17 protein-coding genes are annotated in these 17,711 nt (G+C 73.0%); 10 read left to right on the top strand and 7 right to left on the bottom strand.

The window, feature by feature from the left end; genetic code table 11:
• Nucleotides 1-10 precede the first annotated feature (10 nt).
• Together Tsedi_RS04765 and trmL are read left to right on the top strand one after the other, a co-directional pair.
• Nucleotides 11-742 (top strand): phosphoribosyltransferase family protein, encoded by a 732-nt coding sequence (locus Tsedi_RS04765; protein ID WP_143894141.1) that lies wholly within the window; start codon nt 11-13, stop codon nt 740-742.
• 10 nt (nt 743-752) lie between these two features.
• Nucleotides 753-1,253 carry a tRNA (uridine(34)/cytosine(34)/5-carboxymethylaminomethyluridine(34)-2'-O)-methyltransferase TrmL gene (gene trmL / locus Tsedi_RS04760; protein WP_143894139.1) on the top strand — a complete coding sequence of 167 codons (501 nt, stop codon included), beginning with the start codon at nt 753-755 and terminating at the stop codon, nt 1,251-1,253.
• On the opposite strand, the gene Tsedi_RS04755 is transcribed toward trmL, so the two are convergent.
• The gene (locus tag Tsedi_RS04755) at nt 1,244-1,699 is read right to left on the bottom strand and encodes a MaoC family dehydratase (protein ID WP_143894136.1); all 456 of its coding nucleotides are present in this window, start codon (nt 1,697-1,699) and stop codon (nt 1,244-1,246) included. The two genes, trmL and Tsedi_RS04755, sit on opposite strands and share 10 nt — an antisense overlap.
• Before the next feature lie 77 nt (nt 1,700-1,776).
• Here Tsedi_RS04755 and Tsedi_RS04750 point away from each other — a divergent pair, with 77 nt between their 5' ends.
• The 4 genes from Tsedi_RS04750 (at nt 1,777) to nrdR (ending at nt 5,468) form a co-directional block, all read left to right on the top strand.
• Nucleotides 1,777-2,211, top strand: coding sequence for a DUF1841 family protein (locus Tsedi_RS04750; protein ID WP_143894134.1), 435 nt, complete (start codon nt 1,777-1,779; stop codon nt 2,209-2,211).
• A gap of 524 nt (nt 2,212-2,735) precedes the next feature.
• The gene (locus Tsedi_RS04745) at nt 2,736-3,572 is read left to right on the top strand and encodes a transglycosylase SLT domain-containing protein (RefSeq protein ID WP_143894132.1); all 837 of its coding nucleotides are present in this window, start codon (nt 2,736-2,738) and stop codon (nt 3,570-3,572) included.
• Between the two features lie 197 nt (nt 3,573-3,769).
• On the top strand, nt 3,770-5,014 hold the full coding sequence (gene glyA / locus Tsedi_RS04740) for a serine hydroxymethyltransferase (protein WP_143894129.1): 1,245 nt from the start codon (nt 3,770-3,772) through the stop codon (nt 5,012-5,014).
• 4 nt (nt 5,015-5,018) lie between these two features.
• Entirely contained in the window at nt 5,019-5,468 is a 450-nt protein-coding gene (nrdR, locus tag Tsedi_RS04735; protein WP_143894126.1) for a transcriptional regulator NrdR, read from the top strand.
• On the opposite strand, the gene Tsedi_RS04730 is transcribed toward nrdR, so the two are convergent.
• A complete protein-coding gene (locus Tsedi_RS04730) occupies nt 5,437-6,441 on the bottom strand; it encodes a sensor histidine kinase (protein ID WP_143894124.1) in 1,005 nt (334 codons plus the stop codon). The genes nrdR and Tsedi_RS04730 overlap by 32 nt on opposite strands.
• Nucleotides 6,442-6,476: 35 nt before the next feature.
• A complete protein-coding gene (katG, locus tag Tsedi_RS04725) occupies nt 6,477-8,657 on the bottom strand; it encodes a catalase/peroxidase HPI (RefSeq protein ID WP_143894122.1) in 2,181 nt (726 codons plus the stop codon).
• 205 nt (nt 8,658-8,862) lie between these two features.
• Here katG and Tsedi_RS04720 point away from each other — a divergent pair, with 205 nt between their 5' ends.
• A complete protein-coding gene (locus tag Tsedi_RS04720; RefSeq protein WP_143894307.1) occupies nt 8,863-9,492 on the top strand; it encodes an NnrU family protein in 630 nt (209 codons plus the stop codon).
• Between the two features lie 34 nt (nt 9,493-9,526).
• On the opposite strand, the gene Tsedi_RS04715 is transcribed toward Tsedi_RS04720, so the two are convergent.
• Genes Tsedi_RS04715 through Tsedi_RS04700 form a run of 4 tightly spaced genes read right to left on the bottom strand, consistent with a single transcriptional unit; the run spans nt 9,527 to nt 13,985 of the window.
• Nucleotides 9,527-10,726, bottom strand: a complete 1,200-nt coding sequence (locus Tsedi_RS04715; RefSeq protein WP_143894120.1) for an MFS transporter — start codon at nt 10,724-10,726, stop codon at nt 9,527-9,529.
• Complete coding sequence (gene aroC, locus Tsedi_RS04710) at nt 10,723-11,826, bottom strand: chorismate synthase (protein WP_143894118.1); 1,104 nt, start codon at nt 11,824-11,826, stop codon at nt 10,723-10,725. The genes Tsedi_RS04715 and aroC overlap by 4 nt, the downstream gene beginning before the upstream one ends.
• 8 nt (nt 11,827-11,834) lie before the next feature.
• Complete coding sequence (locus tag Tsedi_RS04705; protein WP_143894116.1) at nt 11,835-13,487, bottom strand: Na/Pi cotransporter family protein; 1,653 nt, start codon at nt 13,485-13,487, stop codon at nt 11,835-11,837.
• Between the two features lie 9 nt (nt 13,488-13,496).
• Nucleotides 13,497-13,985 (bottom strand): CBS domain-containing protein, encoded by a 489-nt coding sequence (locus tag Tsedi_RS04700; RefSeq protein ID WP_143894114.1) that lies wholly within the window; start codon nt 13,983-13,985, stop codon nt 13,497-13,499.
• A gap of 82 nt (nt 13,986-14,067) precedes the next feature.
• Between Tsedi_RS04700 and Tsedi_RS04695 the strand changes: the two genes are divergently transcribed.
• From Tsedi_RS04695 to Tsedi_RS04685, 3 genes are all read left to right on the top strand, one after another.
• Nucleotides 14,068-15,378 (top strand): O-acetylhomoserine aminocarboxypropyltransferase, encoded by a 1,311-nt coding sequence (locus Tsedi_RS04695; protein WP_143894112.1) that lies wholly within the window; start codon nt 14,068-14,070, stop codon nt 15,376-15,378.
• Nucleotides 15,379-15,398: 20 nt separating this feature from the next.
• Nucleotides 15,399-16,235, top strand: a complete 837-nt coding sequence (locus Tsedi_RS04690) for an alpha/beta fold hydrolase (RefSeq protein WP_143894111.1) — start codon at nt 15,399-15,401, stop codon at nt 16,233-16,235.
• A 91-nt stretch (nt 16,236-16,326) separates the two neighbouring features.
• Nucleotides 16,327-17,589, top strand: a complete 1,263-nt coding sequence (locus Tsedi_RS04685; RefSeq protein ID WP_143894108.1) for a cytochrome P450 — start codon at nt 16,327-16,329, stop codon at nt 17,587-17,589.
• Nucleotides 17,590-17,711 lie beyond the last annotated feature (122 nt).

Here is a 17,711-nt window from a genome sequence, read left to right as displayed (position 1 = left end):
GACACGATCGATGGCGCGGGGATGGAGGGCCGACTGGCGCGCACGGCTGCCGGCGCGCTGCGAGGTCTGCGGCGACTGGCCGCACGGGCCGCTGTGCCCGCCCTGCCGGGCCGAGCTGGCGCCGTGGGTACCGCGCTGCCCCGGCTGCGCCCTGCCCCACCCGGATCACGTCAACCTTTGCCCGACCTGCCAGGCCGACCCACCCCCGTGGCGCGTGGTGCGTGCGCGGCTCGACTACGCCTACCCGTGGGACGCGTGGATCCTGCGCCTGAAGACCGCCGCCGGCCTGGGCCTGGCCGATGCGCTGGCGCAACTGTGGCTGGACGATCCGACGGTGGAGCGACTGCTGGCGGACGCCGACGGCTGGCTGCCGGTGCCGCTGGCGCCGGTACGGCTGGCCCAGCGCGGCCACAACCAGGCCTGGAGCCTGATGCGGGCGCTGGCGCGCCGAACCCGCACGCCACCGGCGCGCGCGCAGGTGCTGCGGCGCAACCCCACCGCCCCCGTGCTGCATCATCTGGACGCGGCCGGACGGCGCGCCCACGAGACCGATCTCTTCACCCTCGAGCCGCACGCCCTCGCCTGGGTGCGCGGGCGCCACCTGCTGGTGGTCGACGACGTCATGACCACCGGCACGACGCTGCGCGCCGCCAGCCAGGCGCTGCGGCAGGCCGGCGCCGCGTCGGTGGCCGCGCTGGTGCTGGCGCGCACCCCGCCGCCCGGCGCGCAGGGCGGCGGATAATCGCACGCCGATGTTTCACGTCGTGCTCGTCGCGCCGGAGATCCCGCCCAACACCGGCAACGTCATCCGCCTGTGCGCCAACACCGGCTGCACGCTGCACCTGGTGGAGCCACTGGGCTTCTCGATGGACGACAGGCTGCTGCGCCGTGCCGGGCTGGACTACCACGAGTACGCCGACGTGCGCCGCCACGCGGACTGGGCGGCGTTTCTCGCCGCCGCGCGGCCGGACCCGGCGCGTCTGTGGGCGCTGACCACGCGCGGACGCCGTCACGTGCACGAGGTCACCTTCGCCGCCGGCGACTGGCTCGTGTTCGGCTCGGAGTCGGGCGGGCTGCCGGCATCGGTGTTGGCCGACTTCGCGCCGGCGCAGCGGCTGCGCCTGCCGATGCGCCCGGGCCAGCGCAGCCTGAATCTGTCCAACGCGGTGGCGGTCACCGTCTTCGAGGCGTGGCGCCAGCAGGGCTTCGCCGGCGCCGCACCGCTGCCGGACGCCCCCGCCCATCAGGCGTAGTGCCGCAGCAGCAGCTCGGCCACGCAGGCCGGCTTGGGCGAGCCTTCCAGCTCCACGGTGACGTGCCAGACCACCTGCAACTGATCCGCCGCCAGGCGCTCGCACGCGTGCAGGCGCAGCCGCGCGCGCAGGCGGCTGCCCACCGGCACCGGCGCCGGAAAGCGCACGCGGTTGACGCCGTAGTTGATCGTCATGCGCGCCGCCTGCAGCCGCACCGCGCGCTCCATCCAGTGCGGCAACAGCGACAGCGTCAGGAATCCGTGCGCGATCGTGCGTCCGAACGGGCCGCGCGCCGCGCGAGCGGCGTCGACGTGGATCCACTGGTGATCGTCGGTGGCGTCGGCGAAGCGGTCGATGCGCTCCTGTGTGATCGTCAGCCAGTCGGTCACCGCCACCTCGGTGCCGACGGCGGCCTCCAGGGCCTCGAAGGTTGGAAAGATCTGCATGGGCCGCCACTGTAGCGGCGACGCGTGACCGCAGCGTGTCCGCCGCACGACAGGCGCCGGCGCGCGACAATGCGGCCATGTTCACTCCCAGCCAAGCCGACGTGCGCCGCTTCTTCTGCGGCGCCTACGCCAAGGGCCGTCAGGGCCTGCCGATGGAGCCGCTGGAGCTGCTGGCCTGGCACTGGATCGAGCGGCACCCCGAGTACCACGCCGAGCTGGCCGACCTGGATGCGGCGCTGGCTGCCATGCACGTGGCCGACCCGGCGCGCGACAACCCGTTCCTGCACCTGTCGATGCACCTGTCGATCAGCGAGCAGTGCTCGATCGACCAGCCGAGCGGCATCCGCCAGGCGGTGGAGCTGCTGGCCGCGCGCCGCGGCGACCTGCACCAGGCCCACCACGAGGTGATGGAATGCCTCGGCCGCATGATCTGGGAAAGCCAGACGAGCGGCCGAGCGCCCGACGGCGCGGCCTACCTGGCCGAGGTACAGCGGCGCGCGACGGCGGATTGAGGACGCCGGAGCCGAAACGAGAAGGCCCCGCCGGGCTGCACCCCGCGGGGCCTTGGCACGCCGCAAGGCCGTGCCGTGGAGGGCGACGCGGAGGGCACTCGTCACGCGCCGCCGGAAGCCAAGGATGGCTTCCATCCGATGGGGCCGGGCACCGGGGTTGCCCTCCGGCGCGGGCCTGCCGCCGTGCCGCTCCCCTTGCAGCGGGGTCAATGGCGCTTCACGACGGTGAAGGAAGTCTAGCGCGGAACGCGACCCCGAGGAGATGGAATTTTTTCATCACGGCGCGGCGTTCGATGGCGCCGGGCAGCCGGCGCGGCGGGCCTTGCGGGCCGCGTGGGCGGACGGCACGACCACCCATCGAGGTTATAAAAACATGATTCATAAGTCTTGACTCGGCATGAAGTGATCCCTACCATCGCGCCCCGTTGCATCGCTGAACCGTCGCCCGGGCGCGACACCATCGGGAAAAACCCCAATGGCGTCGGCGTGCGGGCGGCATCCGACCCGAAGAAAGGAGCGACGGCATGGATGCATGCACCTATCCGTTGAACGCCGCCCCCATGTCGGCGACGGCAGGCGCCGCGGCGGCGTTGCGGCGGCTGTGGCGTGCGCTGCACGGCGGCATGTCGCTGGTGGGCGCCGCCACCGTGGCGCTGGCGCTGCTGCTGCTGGGCCAGCCGCAGCTGCGCGCCGACCTCGAGCAGGCCGCCACGCAGTGGCTGCTGCAGCGCCAGGCTGGTGGCGAAGCCACGGCCGAGCCGGCCGCGACCGACCGGCCGGCCGCGACGGGACTGCAGAGTCTGCCGGCCGAGCAGGCGCGCATGGCCGACTGGCTGGCGCGCAAGTACCGCGTCGCGGCCGAGCCGCTGGCCGCGCTGGTGGCCGAGGCGCACGCCGTGGGCCGCCAGCTGGGCCTGGAGCCGGCGCTGCTGCTGGCGGTGATGGCGCAGGAGTCGCGCTTCAACCCGTTTGCCGCCAGCCCCATGGGCGCGCACGGGCTGATGCAGGTGCTCACGCGCGCCCATCTGGACAAATTCGAACCCCATGGAGGCCCCCAGGCGGCGTTCGACCCGCTCAGCAACCTGCGCGTCGGCGCGCAAGTGCTGCGCGAGTCGATTGCGCGCGCGGGCGGCTCGGTGCCCGGTGGTCTGCGCCTGTACGTGGGCGCCATCACTGTCGATGCCTCCGACTACATCAGCCGGGTTCTGAGCGAGCAGGAGCGGCTCAAGCGCGTGGCCGCCGGCCAGCGCGTGCCGTTCAACGCCGCGGTGCCGCTGCCGGCCTGGCCGGAGCCGGCCCCCGAGGCGGCGGCGCTGGAGGCGCTGGTGCGTCTGCCAGCCGCGGCGCAACAGCCCTCCTGATAGAATCGCGCCTGCGCGCGACTGGCGATAGGCCGCTCGGGTGGCTCGAGGCCGCCCGCCGCATCGGCCGACGTGGGGCCACACCACGGGGGAGCGCGCAGCGCCCGGCACCGCGCCGCGCGCCGCCTCGCCGTTCGCCTGGGCAGCCCGTGAGGCGCGACCGCCGCCGCGGGTCCACCGACCACGTCAGGACTGCCATGTTCAGCCGCAACATCCTCATCGAACAGACCGACCCGGAGGTGTGGGCCGCGATCCAGGCCGAAAACGCCCGCCAGGAAGCCCACATCGAGCTGATCGCAAGCGAAAACTACGCCTCGCCCGCGGTGATGGCCGCGCAGGGCACGCAGCTGACCAACAAGTACGCCGAGGGCTATCCGGGCCGGCGCTACTACGGCGGCTGCGAGCACGTGGACGTGGTCGAGCAGCTGGCCATCGACCGGCTCAAGCAGCTCTTCGGCGCCGAAGCGGCCAACGTGCAGCCGCACTGCGGCGCCAGTGCCAACGAGGCGGTGTTCCTCGCGTTCCTGAAGCCCGGCGACACCATCATGGGCATGAGCCTGGCCGAGGGCGGCCACCTGACGCACGGCATGGCGCTGAACATGTCGGGCAAGTGGTTCAACGTCGTCTCCTATGGCTTGAACGACCGCGAGGAGATCGACTACGAGGCGCTGGAGGCCAAGGCACGCCAGCACCGGCCCCGGCTGATCATCGCCGGCGCCAGCGCCTACAGCCTGCGCATCGACTTCGAGCGCATCGGGCGCGTGGCACGCGAGGTCGGCGCGATCTTCATGGTGGACATGGCGCACTACGCCGGCCTGATCGCCGCCGGGGTGTACCCGAACCCGGTGCCGCATGCGGACGTGGTCACCTCCACCACGCACAAGAGCCTGCGCGGCCCGCGCGGCGGCATCATCCTGATGAAGGCCGAGCACGAGAAGGCGATCAACAGCGCCGTCTTCCCCGGCCTGCAGGGCGGTCCGCTGATGCACGTGATCGCCGCCAAGGCGGTGGCGTTCAAGGAGGCGCTCAGCCCCGCGTTCAAGGCCTACCAGCAGCAGGTGGTCAGGAACGCCCAGGCGATGGCCGAGACGCTGCAGCAGCGCGGCCTGCGCATCGTCAGCGGCCGCACCGAAAGCCACGTGATGCTGGTGGACCTGCGCGCCAAGGGCATCACCGGCAAGGAGGCTGAAGGCGTGCTGGGCCAGGCGCACATCACGGTCAACAAGAACGCGATCCCGAACGACCCGGAAAAGCCGATGGTCACCAGCGGCATCCGCCTGGGCACGCCGGCCATGACCACGCGCGGCTTCACCGAGGCCGAGGCACGCCAGACCGCCAACCTGATCGCCGACGTGCTGGACGATCCGCGCAACCCGGCCACCGTCGAGCGCGTGCGCGCGCAGGTGGCAGAGCTGACGCGGCGCTTCCCCGTCTACGGGTGATGCGATGAAGTGCCCCTTCTGCGGACACGCCGACACCCAGGTGGTGGAGACGCGCGAGTCCGACGACGGGGTGTTCGTGCGCCGGCGCCGCCGCTGCGGCGCGTGCGACCGGCGCTTCACCACCTACGAGCGCGCCGAGGTGACGTTTCCGCAGGTGGTCAAGAAGGACGGCCGGCGGGTCGACTACGACGCCGCCAAGCTGCGCGCCAGCCTGGCGCTGGCGCTGCGCAAGCGCCCGGTCAGCACCGAGCGGCTGGACGCCGCCATCGCCCGCATCGAGGAAAGGCTGCTGGCCGACGGCGCGCGCGAGGTGCCGTCGCAGCGTCTGGGCGAATGGGTGATGCAGGAGCTGCGCGAGCTCGACCAGGTGGCCTACGTGCGCTTTGCCAGCGTCTACCGCAGCTTCGAGGACGTGGACGCCTTCAGGTCGCTGATCGACGAGGTGCGGGGCTGACGGCGCCGGCGGCGCGGATCGGCAGCCGCACCTGGGCGACGAACTCGCCCTCCGACTCGTAGGTGCGCAGGCGCGCGGCGCCGCCGTAGAGCAGCGCCAGACGCTCGCGCAGGTTGGCCAGTGCCAGCCCGTGCCCGCGCGTGGCCGCACCGGGTGGCGGCAGCGGGTTGCGCACGAACAGCACCAGGTGGTCGTCGTCGCGGAACGCCTCCACCGTGACGCACGCCCCCTCCGGACGCGGCTCCACCCCGTGGCGGATGGCGTTTTCCACCAGCGGCTGCACCGTCAGCGGCGGCAGCAGCGCGTCGGCCGGAGCGGTGTCGACGTGCCACGCCTGACGCAGGCGCTCGCCCAGCCGCACCTGCTCCACCGCCAGGTAGGTACGCGCCAGGGCCAGCTCGTCGGCCAGCGGCACCAGCGTGCGCGGCTCGGCCAGCAGGGCGCGGTACAGCTCGGCCAGATCCTCCAGCAACGCCTCGGCGCGTGCCGGCTCGCGGCGGATCAGCGCCAGCACGCCGTTCAGGCTGTTGAACAGGAAGTGCGGCCGCATGCGGCTCTGCAGCGCCAGCAGGCGCGCCTGCACCAGCGCCGGAGACAGGCGATGGTGGCGCCAGTCGAGGTAGCCCAGCAGCGCCGCCATCGTGAAGGCAGCCGCCGCGGCCAGCTGCCAGGGATCGAGCACGGTGCCCGGCACCAGCCGCGGCAGCAGCGCCGCCCACGCCAGCGCCAGCAGCGCCGCCAGCATCAGCGTCAGCGCCACGGCGACGCGGTACGGCCGCCGCCGCCACCACGCCGGCGCGGCGGCCAGCGCCGCCAGCGTCAGCGCCGGGGCCAGCGCCCACGCCAGCGGCGCCCACCACGCCGCCGGCCCCTGCCACCACGCCGCCCAGGCTCCCGCCGCCAGCACCCACGCCAGCGCGCGCCCGAGCACCGGGCGCGGGCGCACGTCGGGAAAGCGGTCGGGCAGGCTCACCGCGCCATGCTACACGGTGCGCGGCCCGCCCGGGCTCATGGCCGCAGGTCGTAGCGGTCGGCCTCCATCACCTTGACCCAGGCGGCGACGAAGTCGCGCACGAACTTCTCGCGCGCGTCGTCCTGCGCATAGACCTCGGCGTAGGCGCGCAGGATCGAGTTGGAGCCGAACACCAGATCGACGCGCGTGGCGGTGTGGCGCACGCGGCCGCTGGCGCGCTCGACCAGCTCGTAGCGGTTGGGGCCGGCGGGCCGCCACGCGTAGGCCATGTCGGTCAGCGTGACGAAGAAATCGTTGCTGAGCACGCCGACGCGCTCGGTGAAGACGCCATCGGCGCTGCCACCGAAGTTGGCGCCCAGCACCCGCAGGCCGCCGACCAGCACCGTCATCTCCACGGCGGTGAGGCCCAGCAGCTGCGCGCGGTCGAGCAGCAGCTCCTCCGGCGCGATGGCGAAGTCCCGCTTCAGGTAGTTGCGAAAGCCGTCGGCCACCGGCTCCAGCCACTTGAACGACTCGACGTCGGTCCATTCCTGCGTGGCGTCGCCGCGGCCGGGGTGGAACGGCACCTCCAGCGGCACGCCGGCGGCCTCGGCCGCCATTTCGACGCCGACGTTGCCGGCCAGCACGATCACGTCGGCGACGCTCGCGCCATACTGCTGCGCGATCGGCTCCAGCACCGCCAGCACCTTCTCCAGCCGCGCCGGTTCGTTGGCGTGCCAGCCACGCTGCGGCGCCAGCCGGATGCGCGCGCCGTTGGCGCCGCCCCGATAGTCCGAGCCGCGGAAGGTGCGCGCGCTGTCCCACGCGGTGGCCACCAGCTCGCCGACGGTCAGGCCACTGGCGCGGATGCGCGCCTTGACCGCGCCGATGTCCCAGTCCTTCGGCCCCGGCGGCACCGGATCCTGCCAGATCAGGTCTTCCTTCGGGACTTCCGGGCCGATCCAGCGCGTGCGCGGCCCCAGGTCGCGGTGCGTCAGCTTGAACCAGGCGCGCGCGAACACCTCGGAAAAACAGGCGTGATCCTTCCAGAACCGCTCGGCGATCGGGCGGTAGATGGGGTCCATCTTCAGCGCCATGTCGGCGTCCGTCATGATCGGCAGCGTGCGCCGCGTCGGATCCTCGGGGTCGGGCGGCATGTGCTCCGGGCGGATGCCAACCGGCTGCCACTGCCAGGCGCCGGCCGGGCTCTTGGCCAGCTCCCACTCGTAGCCGAACAGCAGTTCGAAATAGCCGTTGTCCCAGCGCGTCGGGTTCGTCGTCCAGGCGCCCTCGATGCCGCTGGTGACGGTGTCGCGGCCGATGCCACGCGTCGCGTGGTTCATCCAGCCCAGGCCCTGCTCCTCGATCGGCGCGCCCTCCGGCGCCGGGCCGAGCCGCTCGGCACGCCCGTTGCCGTGCGCCTTGCCCACCGTGTGGCCGCCGGCGGTCAGCGCCACCGTCTCCTCGTCGTTCATGCCCATGCGGGCGAACGTCTCGCGCACGTGCAGGGCGGTCCTGAGCGGATCGGGCTGGCCGTTGACGCCTTCCGGGTTGACGTAGATGAGGCCCATCTGCACCGCCGCCAGCGGGCTTTCCAGCGTCTCGGGGCGCTGCACGTCGGCGTAGCGCTGCTCGCTGGGAGCGAGCCACTGCGCCTCCGAGCCCCAGTAAACGTCCTTCTCCGGGTGCCAGATGTCCTCGCGCCCGAAGGCAAAGCCGTAGGTCTTCAGGCCCATCGACTCGTAGGCGACGTTGCCGGCCAGGATCATCAGGTCGGCCCAGCTGATCTTGTTGCCGTATTTCTTCTTGATCGGCCACAGCAGCCGGCGCGCCTTGTCGAGGTTGGCGTTGTCGGGCCAGGAGTTCAGCGGCGCGAAGCGCTGGTTGCCGGTGTTGGCGCCGCCGCGGCCGTCGGCCACGCGGTAGGAGCCGGCGGCGTGCCACGCCATGCGGATGAACAGGCCGCCGTAGTGGCCGTAGTCGGCGGGCCACCACGGCTGGCTGTCGGTCATCAGGCGGCGCAGGTCGGCCTTGAGCGCCTCCACGTCCAGCGTGCGCACCGCCTGCCGGTAGGCAAAGCCCGGCAGCGGGTTGGTCTTGACGTCGTGCTGGTGCAGGATGTCGAGGTTGAGGGCGTTGGGCCAGCGGGCGGTGGGTTGCTGGGCCGGCTGCTGGGTGGTGGCCGATCCGTGGTGGAACGGGCAGCCGCCGGTGGCGGTACGGGCGGGGGCGTTCATCGTGGGCTCCTTTCGTCGGGACGGGATCGCGACCGGACACCTCTTTGATAGCCAATAGCTATTTGATTTTGGCTTCCGATCGACCAGAGTGTACGCCGCCAGCTCCCCCGCGGTGGTCGTTTTTGCCTATGCGCGCCATAGCCAGGCCGCCGTCCGCCGCTATGATGGACGCATCGGGCGCATGGGGCGCCGCGGGAGCGTCGCGATGCAGTGGCTGGTGCTGGGGCTGATCGTCTTCCTGGGCGTGCATTCGGTGCGCATCGTCGCCGACGACTGGCGCACGCAGGTGATCGGGCGCGTGGGGTTGGGGGCATGGAAGGCGGCGGTGTCGCTGGCCTCGCTGGCCGGGCTGGCGCTGCTGGCGTGGGGCTACGCGCTGGCGCGGCAGGCGCCGGTGGTGCTGTGGGATCCGCCGCTGGCCACGCGCCACGCGGCCGCGCTGCTGACGCTGCTGGCCTTCGTGCTGCTGGTGGCGGCCTACGTGCCGGGCAACTGGCTGAAGGTAAGGCTGCGCCACCCGATGGTGCTGGGCGTCAAGCTGTGGGCGTTCGCGCACCTGCTGGCCAACGGCACGCTCGCGGACCTGCTGCTGTTCGGCGGCTTTCTGGTCTGGGCGGTGTTCGACTACCGCGCCGCGCGCCGCCGCGGCGACGGCCCGCCGGCCGCTGCCGACGACGGGAGCGAAGACGACACCCCCGACACCGAGCCGGATCCGCGTCACGTCGTCTCGCCGGTGGCGACGGTGGCCACGCTGGTGGCGGGCGTGGTGGCCTGGGCGGCGTTCGCGTTCTGGCTGCACGCGGCGCTGTTCGGCGTGGCGCCGTTCGGGCGCTGAGACGCCTCCGTCCTTCCGGAAGGCGTGACGCCGATCAGGACGCCCGGGCGGCTTCGTGATGCCGCAGCTGCCACGCGCAGGCCGCCGCCAGCAGCGCCGAGACGAGCGCCGCGACGAACACCGCCGGCAAGCCGTAGCGCGCGCTGATCCAGCCGCCGGCGGCCCCCGCCGTCACGCCAGCCAGCCCGTAGCCGATCACCGAATACAGCGCCTGGCCGCGCGCGCGCAGCCGCCCCTCGAAGTGGCGGTTGACGAAGCCGATGCACACCGTGTGGTGGGCGGCGAACGTGATCGCGTGCGTGGCCTGGGCCAGCAGCAGCCAGCCGAGTGAACCGGCCCCCCAGGCGGTGGCCCCCATGCGCAGCGCCGTCAGCAGCGCCGCCAGCAGCAGCCACTGCCCGTCGGAGAGCCGCGGCAGCCAGCGCCCCTGCGTGAAGAACCAGGCGATCTCCACCCCCATCGCGGTGGCCCACAGCAGCCCGATGACGCCCTTGCTCCAGCCGGCGGCGTCCAGGTGCAGCGAGAAGAACACGTAGAGAAAGACGTGCGCCAGCACGTGGAAGAACAGCGCGGCGAAGAACCACGCCACCACCGGCTGGCGCAGCCGTGCGGCCACGCCGTCGCCCGCGCCGGCGGCGGCCAGCCCCGGCAGCGGCCCCACCGCCGGCAGCCGCGCCACCGCCAGCACCACCAGCAGCAGCGTCGCGCTGGCCCACAGCGGAAAGCTGGCCAGGCCGTGGCGCTCGAACCAGGCACCGGCCAGCAGCACCGTCACCAGAAAGCCCAGCGACCCCCACAGCCGGATGCGCCCGTAGCGCGCGGCGTCGAAGCCGCCGTGGCGGCTGACCGCGTGCGCCAGCGCCGCCTCCGACAGCGGCATCATGCCGCTGGTGTGGGTGAACAGCAGCAGCAACACCAGCGGCAGCCACCACGGCGCCGGCTGCCACGCCAGGCCCAGCGTCAGCATCAGGCCGGCCAGCGCACACCAGCGCAGCCAGCGCAGCGGATCGCCGTGGCGGTCGCTCAGCCACGCCCACAGGTACGGCGCGAACACGCGCGTGGCCGACTGCAGCGCGGTGAGCAGACCGATCGCCCACAGGCCGTAGCCGAGCTGCTGCAACCACAGCGGCAGATAAGGGTTGAAAAAGCCGATGTGCGCGAAGTAGCCCGCCGACAGCGCCGCAAACGGCCACAGCGGCGGCGCCTGCCCGGCGGGCGGCGCGCTGGTCGTCATGCCTGCGGGGCCTGCGCCGGCACCGGCCCGGGCTGCACGCGCACGTCACCGCACTGGGCGCGGTGGCGCAGCGCGTGGTCCATCAGCACCAGCGCCAGCAGCGCCTCGACGATCGGCACCGCGCGGATGCCGACGCAGGGGTCGTGCCGGCCCCGGGTGGCGACCTCCACCGCTCGGCCGGCGGTGTCGATCGACGGCCGCGGCACCAGGATCGAGCTGGTCGGCTTGATCGCCAGCGTCACGACGATGTCCTGCCCGGTGCTGAGGCCGCCGAGCACGCCGCCGGCGTGGTTGGAGGCGAAGCCCTGCGGCGTGATGGCGTCGCCGTGCTCGCTGCCGCGTTGCGCCACGCACGCGAAGCCGTCGCCGATCTCCACGCCCTTGACGGCGTTGAGGCCCATCATCGCGTGCGCGATGTCGGCGTCGAGCCGGTCGTAGATCGGCTCACCCAGCCCCACCGGCACGCCGCTGGCCACCACGCGCAGCCGCGCGCCGACCGAGTCGCCGGCCTTGCGGATCTCGGTCAGGTACGCCTCCAGCGCCGAGACGTCCGCCGCCGGGGCGAAGAACGGGTTGGCGTCCACGTGCGCCCAGTCCTCGAACGGCACCTGCACCGTGCCGATCTGCAGCAGGCAGCCGCGCACGACGGTGCCGAACCGCTGCCGCAGCCACTTGCGCGCCACCGCCCCGGCGGCCACGGTCGGCGCGGTCAGGCGCGCGGAGGAACGCCCGCCGCCGCGCGGGTCGCGGATGCCGTACTTGTGCCAGTAGGTGTAGTCGGCATGCCCCGGCCGGAAGGTCTGCGCGATGTCGGCGTAGTCCTTGCTGCGCTGGTCGGTGTTGGCGATCAGCAGCGCGATCGGCGCCCCGGTCGTGCGGCCCTCGTAGACGCCGCTCAGGATCTGCACGCGGTCGGCCTCCTGCCGCTGGGTGACGAACTTGCTGCTGCCGGGGCGGCGGCGGTCGAGCTCGGGCTGGATGTCGGCCTCGGACAGCTCCAGGCCCGGCGGGCAGCCGTCGATGACGCAGCCGATCGCCGGCCCGTGCGACTCGCCGAAGTTGGTGACGCGAAACAGGGTGCCCAGGGTGTTGCCGCTCATGCGCGGCATTATCCCGCAGGCATCGCGGCGCCCGTCTGCGCGGCCAGCCGCACCGCCTTGGTGATCTGCTGCAGGCCGCGGCGCAGCTCGCTGCACGCGCGCAGCCACGCATCCATCGCATCCAGCGGCAGCCGCCCCTCGGAGCCGGCGCGCAACAGCGCCACCTTCAGGACCGCGTAGGCGTCCTCGACCTCGGTGGCGGCAGCCTCCAGGCCCGGCACGTCGTCAGCGTCACCGGCCTCCAACGGCGCCAGCAGCGCCAGCGCGCGCTGGCGAAACGCCGCCAGCTCCAGCAGCGGCAGCCCCTGCACCGGCTGCGGCCATGGCACCAGGGCCTCGGCGGCCTCCTCGGCCTGCTCCACCGCCACCTCGGCGTAGCGCGCCACGCGCAGCAGATCCGGCAGCCGTTCGGCGCTGTCGCGGCTGAGCTCGCTGCGCTGCAACCGCACGATGAAATCGGCCACGGCGCGCGCAAGCCCGCGCGCCGCGGCATGTGCGCCGGCCAGCCGCTGGCGCGCACGCTCCTCGCCCGCGCCGGGGCCGCCGCCCAGCGCCGGCAGCTCCAGCACGGTGCGCAGCGAGCGCGCCGCCAGCGCGCGCAGCCGCGCCAGCTCGCGCCGCAGCGCATCCAGCGCCAGCACCGGCACCGTCAGCACCGTCGGGTCCAGGTGACGTGGGCGCGCCTCGTCCTCCTCGGCGCGGCGGAAGCGCTGTTCCAACCACGCGGTCAGCCGCCCCGCCAGCGGCCACATCAGCACCACGCCCAGCACATTGAACGTGGTGTGAAACAACGCCACCGTCAGCGCCGGCGAGGGCGGCAGGCCCAGGGCCTCCTTGGTCTCCAGCAGCCAGCGCACCAGCCACGGCAGCAGCAGCAGCGCCACCGCGCCGGTGATGACGTTGAAGAGCACGTGCGCGGTGGCGGCGCGGCGCGCGTTGGCGGTGGCCCCCAGCGCCGCGATGACGGCCGTGACGGTGGTGCCGACGTTGGCGCCGATCACCACCGCGGCGGCACCCTGCGCGCTGATCAGGCCGGCCTGCGCGGCACTGAGCGCCACCGTCAGCGAGGCGCTGGAGCTCTGCATCAGCACCGTCAGCACCAGGCCGATGGCCAGCTGCGCCAGCACCATCGTCCAGTCGCTGCCGGCCGGCAGCTCGATGCGCCGCGCCACCCCTTCGAAGGCGTCCTTCAGCACCTCGATGCCGAGGAACAGCAGGCCAAAGCCCGCCAGCGCGGTGCCCAGCGCCCCGCGGCGCGTGCCCGGGCCGCTCAAGCGCAAGGCCACCCCCAGCCCGATCAGCGGCAGCGCCAGCGCATCGATCTTCACGCCGAAGCCAAGCAGGGCGACGATCCAGCCGGTCATCGTGGTGCCGACGTTGGCGCCGAACAGCACCCACAGCGCCCCGCCCAGCGTCAGCAGCCCGGCGTTGACGAAGCCGATGGTGGCCACCGTGACGGCGCTGGAGGACTGCACCAGCGCCGTCACCAGCACGCCGGCGGCCAGCCCGCGCAGCCGCGTGGCGGTGGAGGCGGCCAGGATCCGCTCCAGCGCCGGCCCCGCAGCCAGGCGCAGGCCATCCGTCATGAGCTCCATGCCCATGAGGAACAGGCCGACGCCGCCCAGCAGCCCGGCCAGCAGGGCCAGCACCCCGTCGCCCACGGCGTGCGGTCAGCGGACCTCGGCGGCGCCGCCGGCAGCCGTCGGGTCGCCCGCCGCGGTCTCTTCCTCCGGCCAGTCGCGGATGTAGGCCTTGAGCATCTTGTTCTCGAAGGTCTGCATCTCCACCACCGCCTTGGCCACGTCGTAGAAGCTGATGACCCCCATCAGCATGCCGCCGTCCATCACCGGCATGTAGCGGGTGTGGCGCTCCAGCATCATCGGACGGACCTGGTCGAGCTCGGTCTCGGGGGTGCAGGTCATGGGGTGGTCGTCCATGATGCTGCGCACCGTCACGTCGCCCACCGTGCCACCGTTGCGGGCGATGGTGTCGATGACCTCGCGGAACGTGAGCATGCCCACGAGTTCGCCGTGTTCCATGACCGCCAGCGAGCCGATGTCGAACTGCGCCATCGTCTCCACTGCGCGGGCCAGTTTCTCGTCCGGCGACACGGTGTAGAGCGTGCCGCCCTTGACGCGCAAAATGTCACGGACTTTCATCGTGGGCCTCCTGTCGTCTCCGATGTGCTCGCCACCCACGCGGGCGGTGCGGCTAATATAGTCCACAACACGAGGAGACACCATGCCCGGTTACGCCGATCCCGGCTTCGACACGCTGGCGTTGCACGCCGGCGCCGCCCCCGACCCCGTCACCGGCGCGCGCGCGGTGCCGATCCACCTGACGACCTCGTTCGTCTTCGAGTCGGCCGACCACGCCGCGGCGCTGTTCAACCTGGAGCGCGCCGGCCACGTCTACAGCCGCATCAGCAACCCCACCACCGCGGTGCTGGAGCAGCGCGTGGCCGCGCTCGAAGGCGGCATCGCAGCTCTCGCCACCGCCAGCGGGCAGGCGGCGCTGCACCTGGCCATCGCCACGCTGATGGGCGCCGGCGGCCACATCGTCGCCTCCGCCGCGCTGTACGGCGGCAGCCACAACCTGCTGCACTTCACGCTGCCGCGCTTCGGCATCGAGACCACCTTCGTGCCGCCGGGCGACCTGGATGCCTGGCGCGCCGCGGTGCGGCCCGACACCCGCCTGTTCTTCGGCGAGACGGTCGGCAACCCGGGGCTGGACGTGCTGGACATCCCCGCGGTGGCCGAGATCGCGCACGCCGCCGGCGTGCCGCTGCTGGTGGACTCGACGCTGACGACGCCGTGGCTGATCCAGCCGCTTTCGCTCGGCGCGGACCTGGTGTACCACTCGGCGACCAAGTTCCTCAGTGGCCACGGCACCGTCATCGGCGGCGTGCTGGTCGACGGCGGCTCGTTCGACTGGGACGCCGCGCACGCGCGCGATGGGCGCTTCGCGGAGCTGACCGAGCCGTACGCGGGCTTTCACGGCATGGTGTTCAGCGAGGAATCGACGGTGGGGGCGTTCGCGCTGCGCGCGCGCCGCGAAGGGCTGCGCGACTTCGGCGCCTGCATGAGCCCGCACACCGCGTGGCTGATCCTGCAGGGCATCGAGACGCTGCCGCTGCGCATGGCGCGCCACATGGCCAACACCGAGCGGGTGGTGGAGTTCCTGGCCGCACATCCGCTGGTGGCGCGCGTGTGCCACCCGCTGCTGCCGGATCACCCGAGCCATCGGCTTGCGCAGCGGCTGCTGCCGCGCGGCGCCGGCAGCGTGTTCAGCTTCGAGATCAAGGGCGGCCGCGCCCAAGGCCGCGCCTTCATCGAGGCGCTCAAGCTCTTCAGCCACCTGGCCAACGTCGGCGACTGCCGCAGCCTGGTCATCCACCCGGCCAGCACCACGCACTTCCGCATGAGCGACGAGGCGCTGGCCGCCGCCGGCATCGGGCCGGGAACGATCCGCCTGTCGATCGGGCTGGAAGACGCCGATGACCTGATCGACGACCTGAAGCGCGCCTTCAAGGCCGCCGAGAAAGCCGCCTGAAACCCCGCGGAGCCCTGACCATGCTGATCGACGTCCACGGCGCCCCGCTCTACGCCTACACCGGCGGCCGCCCGTTCGACCCCGCCCTGCCCACCGTGGTGATGATCCACGGCGTGCTCAACGACCACAGCGTGTGGATCCTGCAGAGCCGCTACCTGGCGCACCACGGCTTCAACGTGCTGGCCATCGACCTGCCGGGCCACGGCCGCAGCGGCGGCGATCCGCCGGCCCGCGTCGCCGACGGCGCGCGCACGGTGCTCGGGCTGCTGGATGCGCTGGGCGTGGAGCGCGCGGCGCTGGCGGGCCACAGCTTCGGCTCGCTGATCGCGCTGCAGGCCGCCGCCGACGCGCCGCAGCGCGTGTCGCACCTGGCGCTGGTCGGCACCGCCTACCCGATGCGGGTCTCACCCGCGCTGCTGGACGCGTCGCTCCACGCCCCCGAGAAGGCCATCGCGATGGTCAACGTGTTCAGCCACTCGACGCTGGCGCCGCCGCCGTCGGCGCTCGGCCCCGGCACGTGGCTCTACGGCGGCTCGCGCGCGCTGATGCGGCGCGTGCTGGCCAGCAACCCGCGCGTCAACGTGTTCCACCGCGGTTTCGTCGCCTGCGACACGTACCAGGACGGCGAGGCCGCCGCGCGGCGGCTGGCCTGCCCGGTGCAGTTCATCCTCGGCGCGCGCGACCAGATGACGCCGCCCAAGGCCGCCCAGCCGCTGATCGACGGCGCGCGCGCCGCCGGCGTGCCGGTGGAGGTGGTGCGGTTGCCGGCGGGCCACGCCCTGATGACCGAAGCCCCGGACGGCGTGCTCGATGCGCTGCGCGCCTTCTTGGGACGGATGCAGGCGCAGCCGGCCTGACGTGCCTGCCATGGCCAGCCCAGCGTCCCCCCACGCCACGGCCGAACGGAAGCCGTCGCAACCGGTGCCGCCGCAGGCGATCACGCCGCCGATGACGCGCGAGCGCGCCGAGGCCATCGCCGCCGGCTTCGACCTGCGCCGGCTGCCGCCGGACTTCCTCGCCAACCCGTACCCGGTCTACGCCGCGCTGCGCGCGCGCGAGCCGGTGCGCGCCATGCCCGACGGCAGCTGGTTCCTGACCCGGCACGCGGACCTGGTCGCGGTCTACCGCGACGCGGCCACCTTCAGCTCCGACAAGCACGTCGAGTTCGCGCCCAAGTACGGCACCGGCTCCCCGCTGTACGAGCACCACACCACCAGCCTCGTCTTCAACGACCCGCCGCTGCACACGCGCGTGCGCAAGCTGATCATGGGGGCGCTGACGCGGCGCGCCATCGCCGACCTGGAGCCGGGGCTGGTGCGGCTGGTCGACGGGCTGCTGGACCGGCTGCAGGCGCGCGGCGGCGGCGACCTGATCGAGGACTTCGCCGCCGCCATCCCGGTGGAGATCATCGGCAACCTGCTGGGCGTGCCGCACGACGAGCGCGGCCCGCTGCGCGGCTGGTCGCTGGCCATCCTGGGCGCGCTGGAGCCGGTGCTGAGCCCGGCGCAGCAGGAGGCCGGCGAGCGCGCCGTGCGCGAGATGCTGGACTACCTGCGCGTGCTGGTGGCGCAGCGCCGCCGCCATCCGCTCGATCCGCAGCGCGACGTGCTGACGCGCCTGATCCAGGGCGAGGCCGACGGCGAGCGCCTGAGCGAGACCGAGCTGCTGCACAACTGCATCTTCCTGCTCAACGCCGGGCACGAGACGACCACCAACCTGATCGGCAACGCGCTGGTGTGCCTGCACGAGTGGCCGCAGGAGAAGGCCCGGTTGCTGGCGCGGCTGCACGAGGCGCGCGACCAGCCCGAGGCGCAGGAGGCGATCCTGGGCGCGGCGGTGGACGAGTTCCTGCGCTTCGAGTCGTCCAACCAGCTCGGCAACCGGCGCGCGCTGCGCGACGCCGAGGTGGGCGGCGTGCGCCTGCCGGCTGGTGCGCTGCTGACGCTGTGCATCGGCGCGGCCAACCGCGACCCGGCCGTGTTCGCCGACCCGGAGCGGCTGGACCTCGCCCGCACGGACAACCGGCACCTGGCCTTCGGCTTCGGCGTGCACCAGTGCGCCGGGCTGAGCCTGGCGCGGCTGGAGGGCCGCATCGCCATCGGGCGCTTCCTCGCGCGCTTTCCGCGTTATGCGCTGAGCGAGCCGCCCCTGCGCGGCGGGCGGGCACGCTTCCGGGGCTTCCTGCGCGCGCCGTTCGTGATCGAGGGCTGACCGCCCGCTGGCGGGTCACCGCAGCCGCGCACCAACGCGGTGCGCTGGCGTGGGGATCGCCCGGCTGATCCGCCACGATCGTCCCACCCCGCCACGAGCCCGCACCCGGCACGCGTTTTGCT

The organism is Tepidimonas sediminis (genome assembly GCF_007556605.1).
GTDB lineage: Bacteria > Pseudomonadota > Gammaproteobacteria > Burkholderiales > Burkholderiaceae_C > Tepidimonas > Tepidimonas sediminis.
The sequence above is the reverse complement of the archived record's forward strand: the minus strand, read 5'-3'. Positions and strand labels throughout refer to the sequence as shown.

Coding starts and splice junctions, on each gene's coding strand:
- Tsedi_RS04695 (WP_143894112.1), top strand. CDS start 14,068: ATGCCCGGTTACGCCGATCCCGGCTTCGACACGCTGGCGTTGCACGCC.
- glyA (WP_143894129.1), top strand. CDS start 3,770: ATGTTCAGCCGCAACATCCTCATCGAACAGACCGACCCGGAGGTGTGG.
- nrdR (WP_143894126.1), top strand. CDS start 5,019: ATGAAGTGCCCCTTCTGCGGACACGCCGACACCCAGGTGGTGGAGACG.
- trmL (WP_143894139.1), top strand. CDS start 753: ATGTTTCACGTCGTGCTCGTCGCGCCGGAGATCCCGCCCAACACCGGC.
- Tsedi_RS04755 (WP_143894136.1), bottom strand. CDS start 1,699: ATGCAGATCTTTCCAACCTTCGAGGCCCTGGAGGCCGCCGTCGGCACC.
- aroC (WP_143894118.1), bottom strand. CDS start 11,826: ATGAGCGGCAACACCCTGGGCACCCTGTTTCGCGTCACCAACTTCGGC.
- Tsedi_RS04720 (WP_143894307.1), top strand. CDS start 8,863: ATGCAGTGGCTGGTGCTGGGGCTGATCGTCTTCCTGGGCGTGCATTCG.
- Tsedi_RS04750 (WP_143894134.1), top strand. CDS start 1,777: ATGTTCACTCCCAGCCAAGCCGACGTGCGCCGCTTCTTCTGCGGCGCC.
- Tsedi_RS04690 (WP_143894111.1), top strand. CDS start 15,399: ATGCTGATCGACGTCCACGGCGCCCCGCTCTACGCCTACACCGGCGGC.
- Tsedi_RS04685 (WP_143894108.1), top strand. CDS start 16,327: ATGACGCGCGAGCGCGCCGAGGCCATCGCCGCCGGCTTCGACCTGCGC.
- Tsedi_RS04765 (WP_143894141.1), top strand. CDS start 11: ATGGCGCGGGGATGGAGGGCCGACTGGCGCGCACGGCTGCCGGCGCGC.
- Tsedi_RS04715 (WP_143894120.1), bottom strand. CDS start 10,726: ATGACGACCAGCGCGCCGCCCGCCGGGCAGGCGCCGCCGCTGTGGCCG.
- Tsedi_RS04700 (WP_143894114.1), bottom strand. CDS start 13,985: ATGAAAGTCCGTGACATTTTGCGCGTCAAGGGCGGCACGCTCTACACC.
- katG (WP_143894122.1), bottom strand. CDS start 8,657: ATGAACGCCCCCGCCCGTACCGCCACCGGCGGCTGCCCGTTCCACCAC.
- Tsedi_RS04745 (WP_143894132.1), top strand. CDS start 2,736: ATGGATGCATGCACCTATCCGTTGAACGCCGCCCCCATGTCGGCGACG.